This is a genomic window from Intrasporangium zincisolvens (assembly GCF_034724055.1).
GTDB lineage: Bacteria > Actinomycetota > Actinomycetes > Actinomycetales > Dermatophilaceae > Monashia > Monashia zincisolvens.
The window spans coordinates 598,156-617,406 of record NZ_JAWIIL010000002.1 but is presented as its reverse complement, the minus strand read 5'-3'; the positions used below and the strand labels follow the sequence as shown (position 1 = coordinate 617,406).

Annotated in this window: 21 protein-coding genes; 8 read left to right on the top strand and 13 right to left on the bottom strand. The window is 73.5% G+C overall.

Annotated elements, in window-relative coordinates; genetic code table 11:
- Nucleotides 1-14 precede the first annotated feature (14 nt).
- Nucleotides 15-1,772 carry a sodium:solute symporter family protein gene (locus tag RY076_RS07185; RefSeq protein WP_323096912.1) on the top strand — a complete coding sequence of 586 codons (1,758 nt, stop codon included), beginning with the start codon at nt 15-17 and terminating at the stop codon, nt 1,770-1,772.
- A gap of 22 nt (nt 1,773-1,794) precedes the next feature.
- Nucleotides 1,795-2,169, top strand: a complete 375-nt coding sequence (locus RY076_RS07180) for a hypothetical protein (RefSeq protein ID WP_323096911.1) — start codon at nt 1,795-1,797, stop codon at nt 2,167-2,169.
- Between the two features lie 64 nt (nt 2,170-2,233).
- Here RY076_RS07180 and mutM read toward each other — a convergent pair whose 3' ends face one another.
- The 8 genes from mutM to RY076_RS07140 form a co-directional block, all read right to left on the bottom strand.
- Complete coding sequence (mutM, locus tag RY076_RS07175; RefSeq protein WP_323096910.1) at nt 2,234-3,094, bottom strand: bifunctional DNA-formamidopyrimidine glycosylase/DNA-(apurinic or apyrimidinic site) lyase; 861 nt, start codon at nt 3,092-3,094, stop codon at nt 2,234-2,236.
- 31 nt (nt 3,095-3,125) lie between these two features.
- On the bottom strand, nt 3,126-3,932 hold the full coding sequence (gene rnc, locus RY076_RS07170) for a ribonuclease III (protein WP_323096908.1): 807 nt from the start codon (nt 3,930-3,932) through the stop codon (nt 3,126-3,128).
- Nucleotides 3,933-3,951: 19 nt separating this feature from the next.
- A complete protein-coding gene (gene rpmF, locus RY076_RS07165) occupies nt 3,952-4,146 on the bottom strand; it encodes a 50S ribosomal protein L32 (RefSeq protein ID WP_076259839.1) in 195 nt (64 codons plus the stop codon).
- A gap of 1 nt (nt 4,147) precedes the next feature.
- A complete protein-coding gene (locus RY076_RS07160; protein WP_323096907.1) occupies nt 4,148-4,723 on the bottom strand; it encodes a YceD family protein in 576 nt (191 codons plus the stop codon).
- A gap of 89 nt (nt 4,724-4,812) precedes the next feature.
- On the bottom strand, nt 4,813-5,313 hold the full coding sequence (gene coaD / locus RY076_RS07155; RefSeq protein WP_323096906.1) for a pantetheine-phosphate adenylyltransferase: 501 nt from the start codon (nt 5,311-5,313) through the stop codon (nt 4,813-4,815).
- Nucleotides 5,314-5,414: 101 nt separating this feature from the next.
- Nucleotides 5,415-5,993: a 16S rRNA (guanine(966)-N(2))-methyltransferase RsmD gene (rsmD, locus tag RY076_RS07150; protein ID WP_323096905.1), complete on the bottom strand. Its 579-nt coding sequence runs from the start codon at nt 5,991-5,993 to the stop codon at nt 5,415-5,417.
- A 1-nt stretch (nt 5,994) separates the two neighbouring features.
- Nucleotides 5,995-8,238: an ATP-dependent DNA helicase RecG gene (locus tag RY076_RS07145; RefSeq protein WP_323096904.1), complete on the bottom strand. Its 2,244-nt coding sequence runs from the start codon at nt 8,236-8,238 to the stop codon at nt 5,995-5,997.
- A 2-nt stretch (nt 8,239-8,240) separates the two neighbouring features.
- Nucleotides 8,241-9,974 carry a DAK2 domain-containing protein gene (locus RY076_RS07140; protein ID WP_323096903.1) on the bottom strand — a complete coding sequence of 578 codons (1,734 nt, stop codon included), beginning with the start codon at nt 9,972-9,974 and terminating at the stop codon, nt 8,241-8,243.
- A 68-nt stretch (nt 9,975-10,042) separates the two neighbouring features.
- Between RY076_RS07140 and RY076_RS07135 the strand changes: the two genes are divergently transcribed.
- Both RY076_RS07135 and rpmB read left to right on the top strand, forming a co-directional pair.
- Nucleotides 10,043-10,849, top strand: coding sequence for a fructosamine kinase family protein (locus RY076_RS07135; RefSeq protein WP_413785742.1), 807 nt, complete (start codon nt 10,043-10,045; stop codon nt 10,847-10,849).
- 175 nt (nt 10,850-11,024) lie between these two features.
- On the top strand, nt 11,025-11,213 hold the full coding sequence (gene rpmB, locus RY076_RS07130; protein WP_076259851.1) for a 50S ribosomal protein L28: 189 nt from the start codon (nt 11,025-11,027) through the stop codon (nt 11,211-11,213).
- 92 nt (nt 11,214-11,305) lie between these two features.
- Here rpmB and thiL read toward each other — a convergent pair whose 3' ends face one another.
- The gene (gene thiL, locus RY076_RS07125) at nt 11,306-12,280 is read right to left on the bottom strand and encodes a thiamine-phosphate kinase (RefSeq protein WP_413785751.1); all 975 of its coding nucleotides are present in this window, start codon (nt 12,278-12,280) and stop codon (nt 11,306-11,308) included.
- A 299-nt stretch (nt 12,281-12,579) separates the two neighbouring features.
- On the opposite strand from thiL, the gene RY076_RS07120 reads away from it, so the two are divergent.
- Both RY076_RS07120 and RY076_RS07115 read left to right on the top strand, forming a co-directional pair.
- Entirely contained in the window at nt 12,580-12,813 is a 234-nt protein-coding gene (locus RY076_RS07120) for an Lrp/AsnC family transcriptional regulator (protein WP_323096899.1), read from the top strand.
- Nucleotides 12,814-12,870: 57 nt separating this feature from the next.
- A complete protein-coding gene (locus tag RY076_RS07115) occupies nt 12,871-13,296 on the top strand; it encodes a DUF3515 family protein (protein ID WP_323096898.1) in 426 nt (141 codons plus the stop codon).
- Nucleotides 13,297-13,367: 71 nt separating this feature from the next.
- Here the strand turns inward: RY076_RS07115 and RY076_RS07110 are convergent, their stop codons facing one another.
- The gene (locus RY076_RS07110; protein ID WP_323096897.1) at nt 13,368-14,507 is read right to left on the bottom strand and encodes a D-alanine--D-alanine ligase family protein; all 1,140 of its coding nucleotides are present in this window, start codon (nt 14,505-14,507) and stop codon (nt 13,368-13,370) included.
- A 49-nt stretch (nt 14,508-14,556) separates the two neighbouring features.
- On the opposite strand from RY076_RS07110, the gene RY076_RS07105 reads away from it, so the two are divergent.
- The gene (locus tag RY076_RS07105; protein WP_323096896.1) at nt 14,557-15,642 is read left to right on the top strand and encodes a trans-sulfuration enzyme family protein; all 1,086 of its coding nucleotides are present in this window, start codon (nt 14,557-14,559) and stop codon (nt 15,640-15,642) included.
- A gap of 43 nt (nt 15,643-15,685) precedes the next feature.
- Here the strand turns inward: RY076_RS07105 and RY076_RS07100 are convergent, their stop codons facing one another.
- From RY076_RS07100 to RY076_RS07090, 3 genes are all read right to left on the bottom strand, one after another.
- On the bottom strand, nt 15,686-16,252 hold the full coding sequence (locus RY076_RS07100) for a DinB family protein (protein WP_323096895.1): 567 nt from the start codon (nt 16,250-16,252) through the stop codon (nt 15,686-15,688).
- Between the two features lie 82 nt (nt 16,253-16,334).
- Nucleotides 16,335-17,330: an NAD(P)H-dependent glycerol-3-phosphate dehydrogenase gene (locus tag RY076_RS07095; RefSeq protein ID WP_323096894.1), complete on the bottom strand. Its 996-nt coding sequence runs from the start codon at nt 17,328-17,330 to the stop codon at nt 16,335-16,337.
- On the bottom strand, nt 17,327-18,124 hold the full coding sequence (locus RY076_RS07090) for a lysophospholipid acyltransferase family protein (protein ID WP_323096893.1): 798 nt from the start codon (nt 18,122-18,124) through the stop codon (nt 17,327-17,329). Before RY076_RS07090 ends, RY076_RS07095 begins: the two co-directional genes overlap by 4 nt.
- A gap of 122 nt (nt 18,125-18,246) precedes the next feature.
- On the opposite strand from RY076_RS07090, the gene cofC reads away from it, so the two are divergent.
- The gene (cofC, locus tag RY076_RS07085) at nt 18,247-19,161 is read left to right on the top strand and encodes a 2-phospho-L-lactate guanylyltransferase (RefSeq protein WP_323096892.1); all 915 of its coding nucleotides are present in this window, start codon (nt 18,247-18,249) and stop codon (nt 19,159-19,161) included.
- The last annotated feature ends 90 nt before the right edge of the window (nt 19,162-19,251 follow it).

Genomic DNA, 19,251 nt, shown 5'->3' with positions numbered 1-19,251 from the left:
AAGGGACCGAACGCATGCACTCACTCGCGGGGCTGTCGACCGCCGACACCCTCATCAGCGCCACTCCCGTCGACTACGTCATCATCGCGCTGTACTTCGTCTTCGTCCTCGGCATCGGCCTCATGGCGAGACGAGCGGTGTCCGACTCCATCGACTTCTTCCTGTCCGGACGCTCCCTGCCGGCCTGGGTCACGGGCCTGGCCTTCATCTCGGCCAACCTCGGCGCCGTCGAGATCATGGGCATGTCGGCCAACGGCGCCGAGCTCGGCATCTCGACCGTCCACTACTTCTGGGTCGGCGCCATCCCGGCGATGGTGTTCCTCGGCGTCGTCATGATGCCCTTCTACTACGGCTCCAAGGTGCGCTCGGTCCCCGAGTTCATGTTCCGGCGCTTCGGCACCGGCGCCCACCTCGTCAACGCCCTGAGCTTCGCGGTGGCCCAGCTGCTCATCGCCGGCGTCAACCTCTACCTGCTCGGGTCGATCGTCCACGCCCTGCTCGGCTGGCCCCTCTGGGTGGCGCTCCTCGTCGCGGCCGCGATCGTCCTGTCGTACATCACGCTCGGTGGCCTGTCGGCGGCGATCTACAACGAGGTGCTCCAGTTCTTCGTCATCCTGGCGGCCCTGCTGCCCCTGACGCTCATCGGCCTGCACCGCGTCGGCGGCTGGCAGGGACTGCAGGACAAGGTCACCGAGTTCGCGACCAAGGCGCCGGCCTCGGCCGGCGTGCCGTCGGCCGAGCAGCAGCTGCACTCCTGGCCCGGTGAGGCCCTGTCCGGCTTCAGCTCGCCGTTCTGGTCCGTCGTCGGCATCGTCTTCGGCCTCGGCTTCGTGCTGTCGTTCGGCTACTGGACGACGAACTTCGTCGAGGTCCAGCGCGCCATGGCGTCCGACTCGCTCTCCTCCGCCCGCAAGGCGCCGATCATCGGTGCCTTCCCCAAGATGTTCGTGCCGTTCATCGTCATCATCCCCGGCATGATCGCGGCCGTGCTCGTGCCCGAGATCCAGCAGCTGAAGAACGGCGGGGCCCCGCCCGGCGGCGCGACGGGCGAGGGCGTGAAGTACAACGACTCCCTGCTGCTGCTCATGCGCGACGTCCTGCCCAACGGGCTGCTCGGCATCGCCATCGCCGGCCTGCTCGCGGCGTTCATGGCCGGCATGGCCGCCAACATCTCCGCGTTCAACACCGTCTTCAGCTACGACCTGTGGCAGCGCTACATCCGCAAGGACCACGCCGACGACTACTACCTGCGCATCGGCCGGCTCGCGACGGTCGGCGCGACGATCATCGCCATCGGCACCGCCGTCGTGGCCAGCTCGTTCAGCAACGTCATGGACTACCTCCAGACGCTCTTCGGGTTCTTCAACGCGCCGCTGTTCGCGACGTTCATCCTCGGCATGTTCTGGAAGCGCATGACGGCCACGGCCGGCTGGGCGGGGCTCGTCAGCGGCACGCTGTCGGCCGTGGCCATCGCGTTCCTGTCCGAGGACGCGTTCGGGGCGGCGAGCCTCGGGGTGCTCCCCTTGTCGGGCCAGGGCGCCGCGTTCGTGGCCGCCTCCGCGGCCTTCGTCGTCGACATCCTCGTCAGCGTGGTCGTCAGCCTCGGCACCGAGCCGAAACCGGCGAGCGAGCTGCGCGGTCTCGTCTACTCCGAGACGCCGCGCGAGGACCTCGTCGACCCCGAGGAGCACCGCTACCCGTGGTACCGGCGCACGATCCCGCTCGCCATCACCGCGCTGGTCCTCGTGACCATCCTCAACGTGGCCTTCTGAGAGGAGTGCTCCAGTGACCGACATGACCGACAACACTGGCAGGACCGACAACACTGGCAGGACCGACGGCACCGACCGGCACGACGGCGACGGCCGGCAGGGCGACGGCCGCCCGGCGCGTCACACGGCGGGCGCCTTCGACATCCGCAACTTCATCGGCGGCCTCATCGGCCTCTACGGGATCATCCTCGTGGTCATGGGTCTGTTCGGCGAGCAGTCCCTCGACAAGACCGGCGGCGTCAACGCCAACCTCTGGGCGGGCCTCATCATGCTCGTCGGAGCCGCAGCGTTCATGGTGTGGGCACGGCTGCGGCCGATCGTCGTGCCAGAGCACGTCGACGCCTACGACGACGACCCGACGCGTCCCGCGCCGAAGCGTCGCGCAGGCGGTCACTGACCCGACGCGAACGGCCCGGTCCCCGTGGGGGCCGGGCCGTTCGCGCGTCCGGAGGCGGACCGCGTCAGCCGGTGGCGCGGTGCCGGGGCCGCGGCTGGCAGACCGGGCAGGAGAAGGACGAGCGGTTCATGAACTGCTCGCGGCGCATCAGGGCGCCGCACCGGTCGCACGGGGTGCCCTCGCGGCCGTAGGCGTGCAGGGATCGGTCGAAGTAGCCGCTCGCGCCGTTGACGTTGACATAGAGCGCGTCGAAGCTCGTGCCGCCATGGCCCAGCGCCTCGGACATGACCTCCCGGGCGTGGTCGAGGATGCGCGACAGGGTCGGCTTGGTCAGCGCGGAGCACAGCCGCTCACCGTGCACCTTCGCGCGCCACAGCGCCTCGTCGGCGTAGATGTTGCCGATGCCCGAGACGAGGGTCTGGTCGAGGAGCGCCCGCTTGACCGCGCTCTCGCGCTGCTTCATCCGGCGCACGACGGCGGCCTGGTCGTAGGAGGGCTCGAACGGGTCCGGCGCGATGTGGGCGACGACCTCGGGGATGCCGCCCGGCCCGAGGGGCGAGAGCTGCAGGCCCCCGAAGGTGCGCTGGTCGACGAACCGCAGCTGCGGGTCGCCGTCGGCGAAGTCGAACCGCGCGTGGCAGTGCTTCTCGAGCGGCGCGTTGGCCGGCTCGACGAGCATCTGCCCGCTCATCCCGAGGTGCACGATGAGCGCGTCCTCGCCGTCGAGGGCGAGCCACAGGTACTTGCCGCGGCGCGAGGCCGCGGTGACGGTGACGTCGTGCAGCCGGGCCGCGAGGTCCTCGGGGCCGGCGTCGTGCCGTCGCGCGACGCGGACCCCGGTGATCCGGGCCCGCGTGACGTGACGGCCGACGACGTGGCCCTCGAGGCCGCGGCGGACGACCTCGACCTCGGGAAGCTCGGGCATCGCAGCAGGTGATTCGGAAGCTCGACGCGCGTCAGCCGAGGGCGCGCGTCGTGCGTGGCCCGTCGGCCGGGTCGGTGGAGGCCGCGGCCGCGTCGGAGCGACGGTCGTCGAGCGCGTGCCAGGCCTGCTTGGCGGCCTTCTGCTCGGCTTCCTTCTTGGAGCGGCCACGCCCCTCGCCGAGGACCTCGTCACCGACGACGACCTGGGCGTGGAACTCCTTCTCGTGGTCCGGCCCCTGCTCGCCGACCCGGTACTCGGGCGTGCCGAGCGTGGCACCGGCGGCCATCTCCTGCAGGCTCGTCTTCCAGTCGAGGCCGGCGCCCAGGGTGGACGCCTCCTCGATGAGGGCGTCGAAGTGGTGGTGCACGAAGGTGCCCGCCCGCTCGATGCCGACGCTGAGGAAGACGGTGCCGATGAGGGCCTCGAGGGTGTCGGCGAGGATCGAGGCCTTGTCGCGCCCGCCGGTCGCCTCCTCGCCCTTGCCGAGCATGACGTAGCCGCCGAGGTCGAAGGTGCGTGCGACCTCGGCCAGGGCCCGCATGTTCACCACGGCCGCGCGCAGCTTGGCCAGCTGGCCCTCGGCGAGGTCGGGGTGCTCGCGGTAGAGCGACTCGGTGACGACGAGTCCGAGGACGGAGTCGCCGAGGAACTCGAGTCGCTCGTTGTTGGGCAGGCCACCGTTCTCGTACGCGTACGAGCGGTGGGTCAGGGCACGCAGGAGCAACGGCTCGTCGACTCCCTGACCGACCACCTCGTCGAGGTGGGCGAGCAGGGCGTCGACGGGCCGCTGCGGCTCCTGCGTCACCGCCGGAACACCCCCGGCGTCGATGTCGCTCACGGGGCCGCTCACGGGCGGGTCAGGCCTGGTGCTCGGTGCGCTCGGCGGCGGCGTAGTGACGACCCTTGTAGGTGCCGCACGACGGGCAGGCGATGTGCGGCTGGGCCGCGGCGCCGCACGACGGGCACGTGGTCAGGGTGGTCGGCGTAGCCTTCCAGTTCGCGCGACGCGAACGGGTGTTGGAGCGCGACATCTTCCGCTTCGGGACAGCCACGTCAGTTCCTCTTCTCTTGCGGGTCGTCTCCCAGCAGTCCGCCGAGAGCCGACCACCTCGGGTCGATCACTTCATGGTGGTGGTCCGGGTCGTCCGCGAGCTTGGCCCCACATTCGGAGCACAGGCCCGGGCAGTCCTCCCGGCACACCGGCTGGAACGGCAGCGTCGGAACGACCGCGTCCCGGAGCACGGGCTCGAGGTCGATGAGGTCATCGACGAGCACGTGCACCTCGTCCTCGTCCGAGTCGGCACCCACCTCGTGGTGGTGCGCCGCCCGGTCGGCGTAGGCGAACAGCTCCTGGAACGTCCCGTCGACCTCGAGGTCGACAGGATCCAGGCACCGCACGCAGGCGCCGGTCGCCGTGCCGCTGACCGAACCCGTGACGAGGACGCCCTCCACGACCGACTCGAGCCGCACCTCGATCTCGACCGGGGAACCGGCCTTGATCGCGATGACGTCGGTGCCGAGGTCGTCGGGGAACGTCACCGTGCGCGAGAGCTCATGCATCGTCCCTGGTCGCCGGTTCAGGTCCCTGGTGTCGATCACCAGCATTGAACGGGGATGGGGGCGGCTCATGTCTCCTGCGCACGGTCGTAGGTTCGGTCCGCGCCAGGACGGACGTGGACCGACCTCCAAGGCTACCGGAGCGGTCCCCGGCACCCAAATCAGGCGGTCTCGCCCCCGAGGCGGTCGCGCAGGGCCGCGAGGACGACGTCCGGCACGAGCCCGCTGACGTCGCCGCCGTAGCGCACGACCTCCTTGATGAGCGAGCTGCTCACGTGCTGCAGCGTCGGGTCGGAGGCCAGGAAGAGCGTCTCGACACCGGTGAGGTGGTGGTTCATGTGCGCCATGGGCAGCTCGTAGGCGAAGTCGGTGCCGCCGCGCAGTCCCTTGACCATGGCCTCGGCCCCGACCTCTCGGCAGACGTCGACGACGAGCGTGCCGGCCCAGTCGCCGATGCGAACGTTCGGCAGGTGCCCCACCGACGCCTCGAGCAGGCGGGTGCGCTCGGCGACGGAGAAGGTGCCCTCCTTGGCGGGGTTGTGCAGGATCGCGACGACGACCTCGTCGAAGAGGCGGCTCGCGCGCGTGACGACGTCGACGTGCCCGTTCGTCACGGGGTCGTAGGAACCGGGGCACACACAGCGACGCGTCTCGGTGCTCACGCGGCCAACCTACCGGCCGGTCGTGGCGCAGGACGGCGAGTGGGCGGGGCGACACGGTCTCGCGCTCCGCTTCGCGCTCAGGGTCGCGCTCGGGGTCGCGCTCAGGCGGCCCCGCCCGTCGGCGGCTCCGCGAACCACACGGTCGTCTCGCCGTAGCGCTTCTCCCCCGACAGCTCGAGCCCCTCGGGCCACGTGGGCTGCGGCGTGCGGCTCGAGCGCTCGACGACGACGAAGGCGTCCTCGGCGAGCCACTCGTGCTCGACGAGCGCGCGCAGGACGGCCGCGAGCGTCGGCTCGTCGACGTCGTAGGGCGGGTCGAGCAGGACGAGGTCCATCCGCACGTCGGCCGGCGGTCCGGCCGCCAGGGCCTTCTCGACGGTGGTCGCCAGCAGCCGCACGCCCGGCACCCCGACGAGCTCGATGTTGGCCCGGATGACCTTGCTCGCGGCGGCGTTCGACTCGACGAGCAGGACGATGCTCGCCCCGCGGCTGGCGGCCTCGAGGCCGAGAGCCCCGGACCCGGCGTAGAGGTCGAGCACGTGGGTGCCCTCGAGCAGGCCGCGGTGCTCGAGCCTGCTGAAGAGGGCCTCGCGGACCCGGTCGGACGTCGGCCGCGTGCCCGAGCCGGGCGGGGTGCGCAGGCGTCGGCCGCCGGCCGTCCCGCTGATGACGCGCGTCATGTCAGCCTCTCTCCAGCCAGGCGGCCTGCTCGTCGTCGAGGCGCATGGCGACCGCGGCCGCGAGGGCGGGGTGCTCGCGCAGCTGCGGGTCGGCGTCGACGATCGCGAAGGCGTCCTCGCGCGCGTCGGCGATGATCTGCTCGTCCTCGGCCCGGCCGAGGCGCAGGTGGCGGATCGAGCTGCCACGGCCGCTCTGGCGGGCACCGAGCACGTCGCCCTCACGGCGCAGCTGGAGGTCGACGCGGGCCAGCTCGAAGCCGTCGGTCGTGGCGGCCACCTGCTCGAGCCGCTCCAGCGCCCGCTCGCCGGGGTCGTTCGTCATGAGCAGGCACAGGCCGGGCACCGAGCCACGGCCGACCCGGCCGCGCAGCTGGTGCAGCTGGGAGATGCCGAAGCGGTCGGCGTCGACGACGACCATGACCGAGGCGTTCGGCACGTCGACACCCACCTCGATGAGGGTGGTGGCCACGAGCACGTCGATGTCGCCGGCGGCGAAGGCGCGCATCGTGGCGTCCTTGGTGTCGGCGTCGAGGCGGCCGTGGAGCAGGCCGAGGCGCAGGCCGGCGAGCGCTGGCATCGAGCCGAGGTCGTCGAGCATCTCGTGGACGCCGGTGAGCTCGCGCCGGGGCGCGTCGGCGTCCTCGCCCTCCCACTGGCCGTCCCAGTCCCCGGCGTCCTCGGAGTCGGCGCCCGATCCGGACTCCGCCCGCGCGCCCGCGTCCTCTCCCCCGATGCGTGGGCACACGACGTAGGCTTGATGACCCTTGGCGACCTCCTCGGCGACCCGCTGCCACGTGCGCTCGACCCACCCCGGCCGCTGGGCGTCGACGACGTGTGTCGCGATCGGCGAGCGGCCGCGGGGCAGCTCGCGCAGCGTCGAGGTCTCCATGTCGCCGAAGACGGTCATCGCGACGGTGCGCGGGATCGGCGTGGCCGTCATGACGAGCACGTGCGGCGGCCGGATGCCCTTCTCGCGCAGGGCGTCACGCTGCTCCACGCCGAACCGGTGCTGCTCGTCGACGACGACGAGGGCGAGGTCGGCGAACTGGACGTGCTTCTGGATGAGGGCGTGCGTGCCGACGACGATGCCGGCCTCACCCGACGCGGCGTCGAGGAGGGCCTTGCGCCGGGTCGCGGCGTTCTGGCTGCCGGTGAGCAGCGTGACGGTCGTGCCGTGCTCGGCCCCGCCGAGCATGCCGCCCTGGGCGAGGTCGCCGAGCATCGCGGTGATCGAGCGGTGGTGCTGGGCCGCGAGCACCTCCGTGGGGGCGAGCAGGGCGGCCTGACCGCCGGCGTCGATGGCGGCGAGCATGGCGCGCAGCGCGACGATCGTCTTGCCCGAGCCGACCTCGCCCTGGAGCAGCCGGTTCATCGGCCGCTCGGAGGCGAGCTCGGAGGCCAGCACCTCCCCGACCTCGAGCTGCCCGTGCGTCAGCTCGAACGGCAGACGTGCGTCGAAGGCCGCGAGCAGGCCGCCGGGCCGGGGCGGCCTGGGCGTCGCGAGCTCGGCCTCGGCGGCCTTGCGGCGCTGGGCGAGGATCGTCTGCAGGACGAACGCCTCGTCGTACTTGAGCCGGTCGAGCCCGCGCGAGGGCTTGTCGTCGAGCGAGGGCCGGTGCACGAGCTCGAGCGCGGCTGCCCGCTCGGGCAGACCCCGCGCCGCGCGCACGTCCGCGGGAACGGGCTCGCGGACGCGGTCGACGGAGTCGAGTGCCTGGTACACGAGGCGGCGCAGCTTGAGGGAGTTGAGCTTGCCCGTCGTCGAGTACACGGGGACGCGGTGCGTGCGGTACCACTCGACGGCCGCCTCGCCCTGCTCCTCGTCGTCGAAGAGCTCGTACTCGGGGTGGGTCAGCTGGAGCCGGCGGCCGTACGCGCCGATCGTGCCGACGAAGAAGCCGCGGACGCCCGGCCTGAGCTTGCCCTCGTGCCCGTACGCGCTGAAGAAGGTGACGTCGAGCTCGTTGCCCTGGTCGTCGCCGATGACGACGGTGAGCATCTTGCCGCGGCGGTTGCGCATGCTGCGCGTCGTCGCCGTGACGACCTCGGCGACGACGAGGACGTCCTCGCCGACGTGCAGCGAGGAGAGGTCGGTGAGCTGGCCGGGGCGCACGTACCGACGTGGCGCGAACTCGAAGAGGTCGGCGACGCTGAACAGCCCCTTGGTGCGGGCCAGCTGCTCGGCCTCCGGCTTCTTGAGCAGCTTGGTCAGGGGCGAGTCCTCGGTCAGGGTCAGGGCGGGCACGGTCACTCCACCCCGAGCAGGACGCTGTACACCGGCTGGCCCCCGTCGATGAGGGTGACCTCGATGCCGTGGTGGGCGCTGCGCGCCTCGGCGCTGACGGCGTCGAGCAGGCCGTCCGGGGCATCGGCACCCGCGACGACCGTGACGAGCTCGCCCCCGCTGCCCAGCAGGCGCCGCGCGACCTCCCGGGCCACGTCGAGCTCGTCGGACCCGACGATGACGATGTCGCCGTCGACGACGCCGAGCACGTCGCCGGGGCTGCACGGGCCGCCGCTCGTCAGGGCCGCGCGGTTGGCGAGGGTGACGGCACCGTGCCGCGTGGCGGATGCGGCAGCCTGCATCGCGAGGACGTTCTCGGTGGCCGCGGCGTCGGGCTCGAACACCGCGAGCGCGGCGATGCCCTGCACGGCGGTACGGACGTGGACGAGGTGGGCCTCGATGCCGTCGTCGGAGACGGCCCGGGCGGCGGCCGCGGCGGCGAGCAGGGTGTCGCCGTCGTTGGGCAGCACGACGACGCCGCCGGCGCCACGGGCGTGCTGGGCCCGGATGGCGTCGATGAGGCCACCGGTCGAGGCGCGGCGGCCGGGACCCGAGCGCACGACGACGGCGCCGGCGTCCTCGAAGAGCGTCTCGAGGCCGGCGCCGGCCGCGCAGGCGACGATCCCGGACGCCGACCCGGTGCGAGCCTCCGCCGCCCCGGCCTCGGTGCGGTCGGCGTGGCTCCCCGGCGCGTGGTCGTGGCCGGGGTGCACGTCGACGAGACGCGTGATGCGGAGCCGGTGCGGGCGGCCCGCCTCGATGCCGGCCTCGACGGCGGCACCGGCGTCGTGGACGTGGGCGTGGACGTTCCACTCGCCGTCGCCGCCGACGACGAGGACGGAGTCGCCGAGACCGAGGAGGCGCTCGCGCAGGGTGTCGACCGCGGTGTCGTCGGAGTCGGCCAGCAGGTACATGACCTCGTAGTCGGGCAGCTCCTCGGCGGGCCGGGCGTCCTCGGGCCCCGGACCGAGAACCGGGTGCGACCGGCCCGGGCGCAGCCGGTGGCGACGCTCGGACGCGTCGGGCGAGGGACGCCCGCGCTGGCCGGCGCAGACGCGCTCGAGGGCCTCGAGCAGCACGACCAGGCCCGCGCCCCCGGCGTCGACGACCCCGGCGCGCGCCAGCACCTCGAGCTGCTGCGGCGTGGCGGCGAGGGCCTCGCGCGCCGCCTCGAGGGCCCCGGTGGCCACGACGTGGACCGGCACGGGCGACGCGTGCTCCTCGGCGGCCTGCTCGGCGGCGTCGGCCATCGCGCGGGCGACGGTGAGGATCGTGCCCTCCTTGGGGTCGGTCACGGCCTGTTGGGCCCGCTCGGCCGCCCGGCGCAGTCCGGCGGCCAGGACCGTGCCGTCGATCTGCTCGGCCGGCTCGCAGCCCTCGGCCAGGCCCCGGGCCAGCTGGCTGAGGATGACCCCGGAGTTGCCGCGGGCGGTCCACAGCAGGTGGCGGGCGAAGGTCGTCAGGAGCGCACCGGCGGACTCGGGCTCGTCGCCCCCGAGGGTGCGCTCGACCGCGCCGTCGAAGGTGAGGTAGAGGTTGGTGCCGGTGTCGCCGTCGGGCACCGGGAACACGTTGAGGGCGTCGATCTCGGCGCGCTGCGCGGCATACAGCGAGCGGGTCAGCACGGCCCACCGTCGCACCGCGACGAGGTCGAGGAGCGTGAGCGCCCCGTCGGGCTGCGGCTCGGCGCCGGGCAAACGGTCCTCCTGCTCGTCTCGTGCTCGTGCGGGTGCTCGGCAGGCTAGCGGTTCGCCCCGACCGTCGCATGCACCCGGCCCGGCCCTGCGGCTACGTTGGCCCTGTGTCGAGCGCCTCCACCGCCGTCCACCGCAAGTCGTGGGCGGGCGCCCCCGCCGGCTTCTACGAGGTCGAGGCCGCCGGCCTGCGCTGGCTCGCCGATGCTGCCGGTGGGGTGCGCGTCGTGGAGGTCCGGGGCCTCGGGCCCGACCACATCGACCTCGCGCGCCTGCTCACGGCCGCGCCGTCCGCGGCGGCGGCCGAGTCGCTCGGGCGGGGCCTCGCCGCGACGCACGCCGCCGGGGCCCCGGCGTTCGGGGCCCCGCCTCCCGGCTGGACGGGCGAGGCCTGGATCGGCCGGCAGGTGCAGTCCAACGACCCGACCGCGTCGTGGGGCCTCTTCTACGCGGAGCAGCGGGTGCGCCCGTTCGTGCGCAACGCGGTGCGCGTCGGCCACCTCGACCCGGCCGGGGCGCGCGTCGTGGAGCGGCTCTGCGACCGGATCGCCGCGGGCGAGTTCGACGACGACCGGCCGCCGGCGCGCATCCACGGCGACCTGTGGTCGGGCAACGTCGTCTTCACGGTGGAGGGCCCGGTCGTCATCGACCCGGCCGCGCACGGCGGCCACGGCCTCACCGACCTCGCGATGCTCGCCCTCTTCGGCTGCCCGGGGCTGGACCGGGTCACGGCGGCCTACGCCGAGGCGGCCGGCCTGGACCGGGGCTGGCGCGAGCGCCTCGACCTGCACCAGCTGCACCCGCTCGCCACCCACGCGTCCTCCCACGGCCCGGCCTACGCGGCGCAGCTCGTCGACACCGCCCGCGCCCTCTCGTGAGCCGCTCCGCCCCGCACCGGGGGCGGCCCCGACGCCGTTTTGTCGTCCGCGCGTCTCGTCGGCTACTCTTGACCGGTTCCCCCGTCCATCGACCGGTGTGACGCACGCTCACGTGCGTCCACCGGGGACGGGCTGGAGACGCACTTTCTCATCATCGAGCTTTCAGGAGATACCCGTGGCTGCCAACTGCGACGTCTGCGGCAAGGGGCCGGGCTTCGGTCACAACATCTCGCACTCGCACCGCCGCACGAAGCGCCGCTGGAACCCGAACATCCAGCGCGTTCGTACGCTGGTCAACGGTGTGACGCCGAAGCGACTCAACGTGTGCACGTCCTGCCTCAAGGCGGGCAAGGTCGCGCGCTGAGCGCAAGACACCCCCAACGCTGAAGGCCGGCCCCCTCGGGAGCCGGCCTTTCGTGTACCCGGGGGGAGGCGGCGAAGGCCCGGCCGGGGCGGTCAGGCGGGGTCGCCGTGGAAGTGGTCCCAGCCGGTGTGGGTGACGACGCGTCCGCCGACGACGATGCCGGGCCGCTCCCCCGCGGCCGGCGACCGGACGGCACCGAGGCGCGTCCAGCCCTCCGGCAGGCGGTCCGGCGGGAACGTCGCGAGGAGCGAGTGCTCCTCGCCGCCGGCGAGCACGCAGTCGAGGGCGGCCTCGCGGCCCAGGGCCGGCTCGAGGGCTGCGACGAACGGCTCAAGGGCCATCGGCTCGAGGTCGACGACGACGCCACTGGCGCGCGCGACGCGACCACCGTCGCGCAGCAGGCCGTCCGACAGGTCGAGCATCGCGCTCGCCCCGGCGCGGGCTGCGAGCGGGCCGTCGGCGAGCGGTGGCTGAGGGCGGCGTTGCCGGTCCACGGCCTCCGGCAGGCGCTCCCCCGCACCGGCGGCGAGCAGGCGCAGCCCGGCGTCGGCGAGGCCGAGAGAGCCACGCACCGCAAGGACGTGGCCCGGCCGCGCTCCCGAGCGCAGGACGGGGTCGCCGTCGAGCGCCCCCAGCGCGGTGACCGACGCCATGACGACGCCGGCCGGGGCCGAGGACAGGTCGCCGCCGAGCACGTCGACGCCGGCCGCGCGGCACGCGTCGGCAATGCCCTGGGCGTGGTCCAGGACCCACGCCACGGCGACACCGGGGTCGGCGACGAGCGTCACGAGGACGCCCGTGGGGCGCCCGCCCATGGCCGCGACGTCGGCGAGGTTCTGCGCCACCACCTTGTGCCCGACGTCGGCGCCGGAGGACCACGCGTCGAGCCAGTCACGGCCGAGCACGACGGTGTCGGTGGTGGCGATGGTCCGCGGGCCGGTCCGCAGCACGGCGGCGTCGTCGCCGGGAGCGACGTCGAGGTCGGCACCGGCCGGGAAGAGCGGCAGGATCCGCGCCAGGAGCGCGTCCTCGTCGAGCGAGCGCAACGCCGTGCCGCCGGTGAGCATCGGGCCCCGGGCCGGCCGGTCCGCCGCCGGAGCTACGGCGCCGGCCGCCTCGTCCGGCTGACCGGACGGACGGGGCGCCTTCTCGCCCGGCATGCTCGCGTGCGGATCGGTCACCGCGGCCCCTCCTCGTCGTCCGGCACCCCGATGCCGTCTCAGCGCCGGGCAGGGGGCCGGCTTCCCCGGGACGTGAGGTCCCATGGCAAGGTAGCGTCAGGGCAGCGGCACCGTCACACCGAGGTGCCCTGCAGCCGCGTGCCGCGGCACCCCGCACAGATGCTCCCAACACAGTGAGGTGACACGTGGTCCAGGCCTACATCCTGATCCAGACCGAGGTCGGCAAGGCGGCCAGCGTCGCGGAACAGATCGCCGGCATCTCCGGGGTGACCCTCGCCGAGGACGTCACCGGCCCCTACGACGTCATCGCGCGCGTCGAGGCCCAGAACGTCGACGACCTCGGCCGGCTCGTCATCGCCAAGCTGCAGGACGTCCCGGGCATCACCCGGACGCTGACCTGCACCGTCGTCCACGTCTGAGGACCGGCCGACCTGAGCAGCCTGCTTCCGACGGCGGCGCCCCGCGGCGCCGCCGTCGTGCTGTCCCTCGCCGGGCTCGCCGCGCTCGCGCTCGGGGCGTGCAGCCGGTCCACCGAGGTGGGGCTCGCCCCCCAGGCCTCGGCGCCGGTGTGTCGCGACGCCACGTGGCCCGCGACCGTGAGCGGGCACGCGCGCGTCGACACCACCCCCGCCGACCCGTCCGTGGCGGCGTGGGGCGACCCCGCGCTGATCGCCCGCTGCGGGCTGCAGCCCCTGGCGCCCACCACCGACGAGTGCGTGACCGTCGACGGCGTCGACTGGGTCGTGCGCCGGCTCTCCGACGGCACGATGGCCACGACCTACGGCCGCGACCCCGCGGTCGAGGTGCTCGCCCCTGCCGCCTACGGCCCGGTGCCGCTGCTGCTGCCCGCCTTCGGCGAGCTGGCCCGCTCGCTGCCTGCCACCGGGCGCCACTGCAGCTGACAAGCCACTGCAGCTGATGCGTCACTGCATTGACGCGGTCCGTGCCCCGACGCCTCGGGGCACGGACCGCGTCAGCGCAGGCCGGTGCGCCGCTCGAGGGCGAGCGAGACGAGCTCGTCGATGAGGTCCGGGTAGGCCAGGCCCGACGCCGCCCACATCAGCGGGTACATCGACTTGGGCGTGAACCCCGGCATCGTGTTGATCTCGTTGATGACGACGTCGCCCGAGGGCGTGTAGAAGAAGTCGACGCGCGCCAGCCCCTCGCAGCCGGCGGCCTCGAAGGCGAGCAGCGACATCTCGCGGATCCGGTCGGCCACCTCGGCCGGCACGTCGGCCGGGCAGTCGAGGCGCACGTCGCCCTCGGCGAGGTACTTGGCCTCGAAGTCGTAGAACGCGTGGCCCGACACGACGACGGCCTCGCCGAGCTCGCTGGTCCTCGGGGCGTCGGTGCCGTGCCCGTCGAGCACGCCGCACTCGATCTCGCGACCCACGACCGCGGCCTCGATGACGACCTTCGGGTCGTGCTCGCGAGCGGCCTCGACCGCCGCGCGCAGGCCCGACGCGTCGTCGACCTTCGTGATGCCCATGCTCGAGCCGGCGCGGGCCGGCTTGACGAACACCGGCCAGCCGAGCGGCTCCACGCGCGAGAGCGCCGCCTCGGGGTCACGGTTCCACTCGCGGTCGGTGACGACGACGTACGGGCCGACCTTGAGGCCGGCGGCCTCGAAGACGACCTTCATCATCGCCTTGTCCATCATGACCGCCGAGGCCGTGACGCCGGAGCCGACGTAGCGCACGTCGGCGAGGTCGAGCAGGCCCTGGAGGGTGCCGTCCTCGCCGAACGGGCCGTGCAGGAGCGGGAAGACGACGTCGACGTCGCCTAGCGCGCGCGGCGGGAGGCCGGGCTCGAGGACGGTCAGCGAGCGGTCGCCGGTGCTGAGCGGCACGACGACCGACGCGCCGGCGCCGTCGACCTCGGGCGTCTGTCCGGGCAGCAGCCGCAGCGGCTCGGGGTCGTCGGCGACGAGCACCCAGTGCCCGTCGCGGGCGATGCCGACCGGCACGACCTCGTACTTGTCGCGGTCGATGGAGCGCAGGACGCTCGCTGCCGTCGAGCACGAGACGGCATGCTCGGAGGAACGGCCTCCGAAGACGATGGCGACGCGCGGGCGGCGGCTGTCCTGGGCGGGCTGGGGCTGGTCCGTGGTCATCAGACGAGACTCTATCGAAGGCGCCGGGCGCCCCTCGTACGCTGACGCCGTGGTCAGGGATGAGGATTCGAGCCAGCTGCACGTCGAGACGTTCCTCGTGGCGTCCGGTCGACCGGGACGCTCGCCCGGCGCGTCGGTGAACGTCCCCGTCGAGTTCACCTCCACCTATGCCGCGGAGGGCGACGTCAACTACGCCCGCGTCGGCAACCCGACGTGGGACGCGTTCGAGGAGGCGCTCGGGGGCCTGGAGGGTGGCCGGGCCCTCGTCCACGCGTCGGGCATGGGGGCCATCTCGGCCGCCCTGTCGCTGCTGCCTCCCGGGGGCACGGTGGTCGCGCCCGACACGACGTACAACGGCACCGGAGACCTGCTGGCGGCCCACGAGGAGGCGGGCGGCACGGTCGTGCGCGTCCACGCCACCGACACCGCAGGCTTTCTCGACGCCTTGGGGTCGGCCGACCTGCTGTGGCTCGAGTCGCCGACCAATCCGCTCATGGACGTCACGGAGCTCGACGTCGTCCTCGCGCGCTCCCGCGAGCTCGGCGTCACGAGCGTCGTCGACAACACCCTGCAGACGCCGCTGCTGTGCCGGCCGCTCAAGCTCGGCGCCGACGTCGTCGTCCACTCGGTGACGAAGTACCTGTCCGGCCACAGCGACGTCGTGCTGGGCGCGACGGTCACGGCTGACACCGACCGCGGCCGCGGCCTGGGCGAGCGGCTGCGCCGTCACCGCACCCTGCACGGCGCGATCGCCGGCCCGATGGAGGTCTATCTCGCGCTCCGCGGGCTGCGGACCCTCTCGGTGCGGTTCGAGCGCGCGTGCGCGAGCGCGGCGGAGCTGGCCGCGCGCCTCGCGGACCACCCGTGCGTCGAACGCGTCCGCTACGCCGGGACGGGCGCCATCCTGGCGATCGACGTCGCCGGCGACGCCGCCGCCGCCGAGCGGGTGTGCAGCGCCACGCGGGTGTGGCTGCACTCGACGAGCCTCGGTGGCGTCGAGTCGCAGGTCGAGCGCCGGCGCCGCCATCCCTCGGAGTCACGTGAGGTGCCGGTCAACCTGCTGCGCCTGTCGGTCGGCATCGAGCACGTCGAGGACCTCTGGGCCGACCTCGACCAGGCGCTGCACACCGTCTGAGCCGGAGGCCGGCCGGACCGTCCTCACAGAGCCCGGCCGGGGCTCACTGCCCGATCCGGCCGTCGATGCACTCGCGCAGCAGGTCGGCGTGGCCACAGTGCCGGGCGTACTCCTCGATCCGGTGCACCATCAGCTCGCGCACCGCGATCCGGTCGTTGCCGAGCCGCTCACCGAGGTCGGGGTGGGCCGCGAGGGCTGCGTCGGTGTCGGCCTGCTCGCGGGCCAGGTCCGCGTAGGCCGCGTCGACGACCGCCTGCTCGCCGACGGCACCGTCGAAGTCGCCGTCCGAGCTGCTCTCGGAGTCGGGGTACAGCTTGGTCAGCGGCCCGCTGATCCAGCTGCGCCAGTCGCGCTCGACCTCGGCGAGGTGGCGCACGAGGCCGAGCAACGACATCGACGACGGCGGCACCGACCGCCTCGCCAGCTGCACGGCGTCGAGCCCCTCGCACTTCATCAGGAGCGTGAGCCGGTAGTCCCTCAGGTAGTCCTGCAGGGTCGCGAGCTCACCATCCGGGCTCGCGCCGTCGGTGTTGCGCGGGTCGTCGTCGGGGTCGGTCCACATGTCGGGGTAGACGGTGGCGCTGGTCCATCGCGTGGGCTGCTCGCTCATCACGCCATGCTCGCCCGTACGACGCGTCGCGGCCACCGGGTTTCCGCGACGGAGAGCCGCGCAATCCGGGTCGGACCGTGGGTCAGCGCTTCTCGGCCTTGAGGTCGCGCGACATGAGACGCGGACCGACCTCGCTGGCCGAGTGCCCGTCGCGGATGACGGCGACGACCTGCTCGCAGATCGGCATGTCGACGTCGTGCTCGCGCGCGAGGGTCAGGATCGACTCGCACGACTTGACGCCCTCGGTCGTCGTGCGCATCTCGGCGGTGGCCTCGGCGACGCTCATGCCGCGGCCGAGGCGGACGCCGAAGGAGTGGTTGCGCGACAGCGGCGACATGCACGTGGCGATGAGGTCGCCGACGCCCGCCAGCCCCATGAAGGTCTGCGGGTGGGCCCCGAGCGCGAGCCCGAGGCGGGTGATCTCGGCCAGGCCGCGGGTGATGATCGTGGCCTTGGTGTTGTCGCCGAAACCGAGGCCCTCGGCCATCCCCGACGCCAGCGCGACGACGTTCTTCGTCGCGCCGCACACCTCGGCGCCGATGACGTCGGTGTCGGTGTAGGGGCGGAAGTACGGCGTGACGCACGCCGCCGCGACGAGCTCGGCGGTGTCCATGTCCGTGCAGGCGACGACCCCGGCCGCCGGCTGCTTCAGGGCGATCTCGGGAGCGAGGTTGGGGCCTGAGACCACGACGATGCGGTCCTCGCGGACGCCGGCATCGGCGATGACCTGGCTCATCCGCAGCGTCGTGCCGAGCTCGACGCCCTTCATGAGCGACACGACGGGGGCACCCGCCGGCAGGCCGGCGCCCCACTGGTCGAGGTTGCCCCGCAGGGTCTGCGACGGCACGGCCAGCACGACGACGTCGGCGCCCGCGAGCGCCTCCTGCGGGTCGGCGGTGGCCCGGACGGTGGGCGGCAGCTCGAGCTCCGGGAGGTACTCGGCATTGCGCCCGGCGTTGATGCTCTCGACGAGCTCGGGGCGTCGGGCCCACATCCGCACCTCGGAGCCGGCATCAGCGAGGATCACGGCGAACGCCGTGCCCCAGTTGCCGCTGCCCATGACGGCGACGCGGGTCACGAGCGGTCCTCCCGGTGGATCCGCGACTGCGTCGGGCGGCCGATGTCGTCGTGCTTGATCGGGTGGCCGATCTCGGGGACGCCGTGCTGGCGCGGGTCGAAGCGCTCGTGCGGCGACTTCTCGCCGCGGATCTCCTCGAGCAGCCCGGTGATGCGGTCCATGAGCCGGTCCGTGGCCTCGCGCAGGGTCTTGGTGTCGATGGGCCGGTCGTAGAGGTCGGAGAGGTCGACGGGCGGGCCGGCGATGACGTGCATCGTCTTGCGCGGGAACAGCGAGGGTCGGTGGCCGTAGGGCGAGAGGATCTCGTGGGCGCCCCACTGCGCCACCGGGATCAGCGGGCAGCGGGTCTCCAGCGCGACGCGGGCGGCGCCGGTCTTGCCGCGCATCGGCCACAGGTCGGGGTCGCGGGTGATGGTCCCCTCCGGGAAGATCCCGAGGGCCTTCCCGGCGCGCACGCCCTCGACGGCGGCGCGGTAGGCGTCGGTGGCGGCGGCCGAGTTGCGGTACACCGGGATCTGGCCGGAGCGACGCAGGATCATCCCGACGAAGGGGATGGAGAAGAGGCTGTCCTTGGCCAGGAAGAAGGTCGCGCGGCCGTTGTCGAAGAGGAAGTGCGCGAACGGCAGCGGGTCGGCGTAGGAGATGTGGTTCGGCGAGACGACGAAGCCGCCCTCCGTCGGGAGGTTCTCGACGCCGCGCCAGTCGCGCTTGGTGAGCAGCAGCAGCGGCCGGCGCAGGAGCAGCGCCGCGAACCGGTAGGCCCACGGCAGCCGCCTCGGTCGGGCACCCGTCACTTGGTCACGTCCTCATCGTCGTGCCCGCCCCTCGGCGTGGCTGGGTTCATCTTGTCATCACGCGGCTCATCACGTGGCGCGGTGTCGAGCGGCCCCGCGGCGAGTGGGACGATGGCGTCAGCATGACAACTCCCCCGGACGCCCCGACAGCCGCCCACGGCGGCGACCACGCCGACGGAACCGACGGGGCCGACGCGTCGGCCTGGCGGGTCGTTGTCCCGGTCAAGGACCCCCGGCACGGCAAGTCGCGGCTCGCCCGCACGGTCGGCGCCGACCGCGAGACCCTGAGCCGGGCCATCGCGGCCGACACCCTCGAGGCCGTCGTCGACGCGATCGGGGCCGGCTCGGTCGTCCTCGTCACCGCGGACCCGGCCCTGGGCACGACGTGGAGCACGCGCGGCGTCCACGTCGTCGACGACCCGGGCACCGGACTCAACGGCGCCGTCAGCGCAGGGATCGACGCGGCCCGCCGGGTCGGCGACACGACGTCCCTCGTGGGCGTCCTGCTCGGTGACCTGCCCGCCCTCGACGCGGCGTCACTGCGGGCCGCGCTCGCCGAGGCCGCCCACCACGCCGACGCGTTCGTCCCCGACGCCGACGGCACCGGGACGGTGCTGCGCACTGGCCGACGGTTCACGCCGAGGTTCGGCGAGGGCAGCGCGGCACGTCACGAGTCCGACGGAGCCGTGCGGCTCGAGCTCGACCTGCCCCGGTTGCGCACCGACGTCGACGACGCCGCAGGGCTGGCCGCCGCGCGTCGCCTCGGACCGGGATCCGCCACCCGTGCGGTGCTCGAGCACCGCGGATCTGCTTGGATCAGGAGCATGCAGGCCACGGTCCACCGCTACGACCCCGAGACGCGCACCGGAAGCCTCCTGCGCGACGACGGCGTCGAGCTGACGTTCGGCTCGCCCGCGTTCGAGGCGAGCGGCCTGCGGCTGCTGCGCATCGGCCAGCGCCTCACGGTCGACGTCGTGGACGACGTCGTCGTGGCCCTGAGGATCGTCGGCGTCGGCCCGGGCCAGCGCATCCGCTGAGCACGCCCCCGCGCACCCCCGGCACGCACGAGGGCCCGGCCGCGCGGCCGGGCCCTCGTCGCCGTACGCGGTCCCATCCGGTCGGGCCGG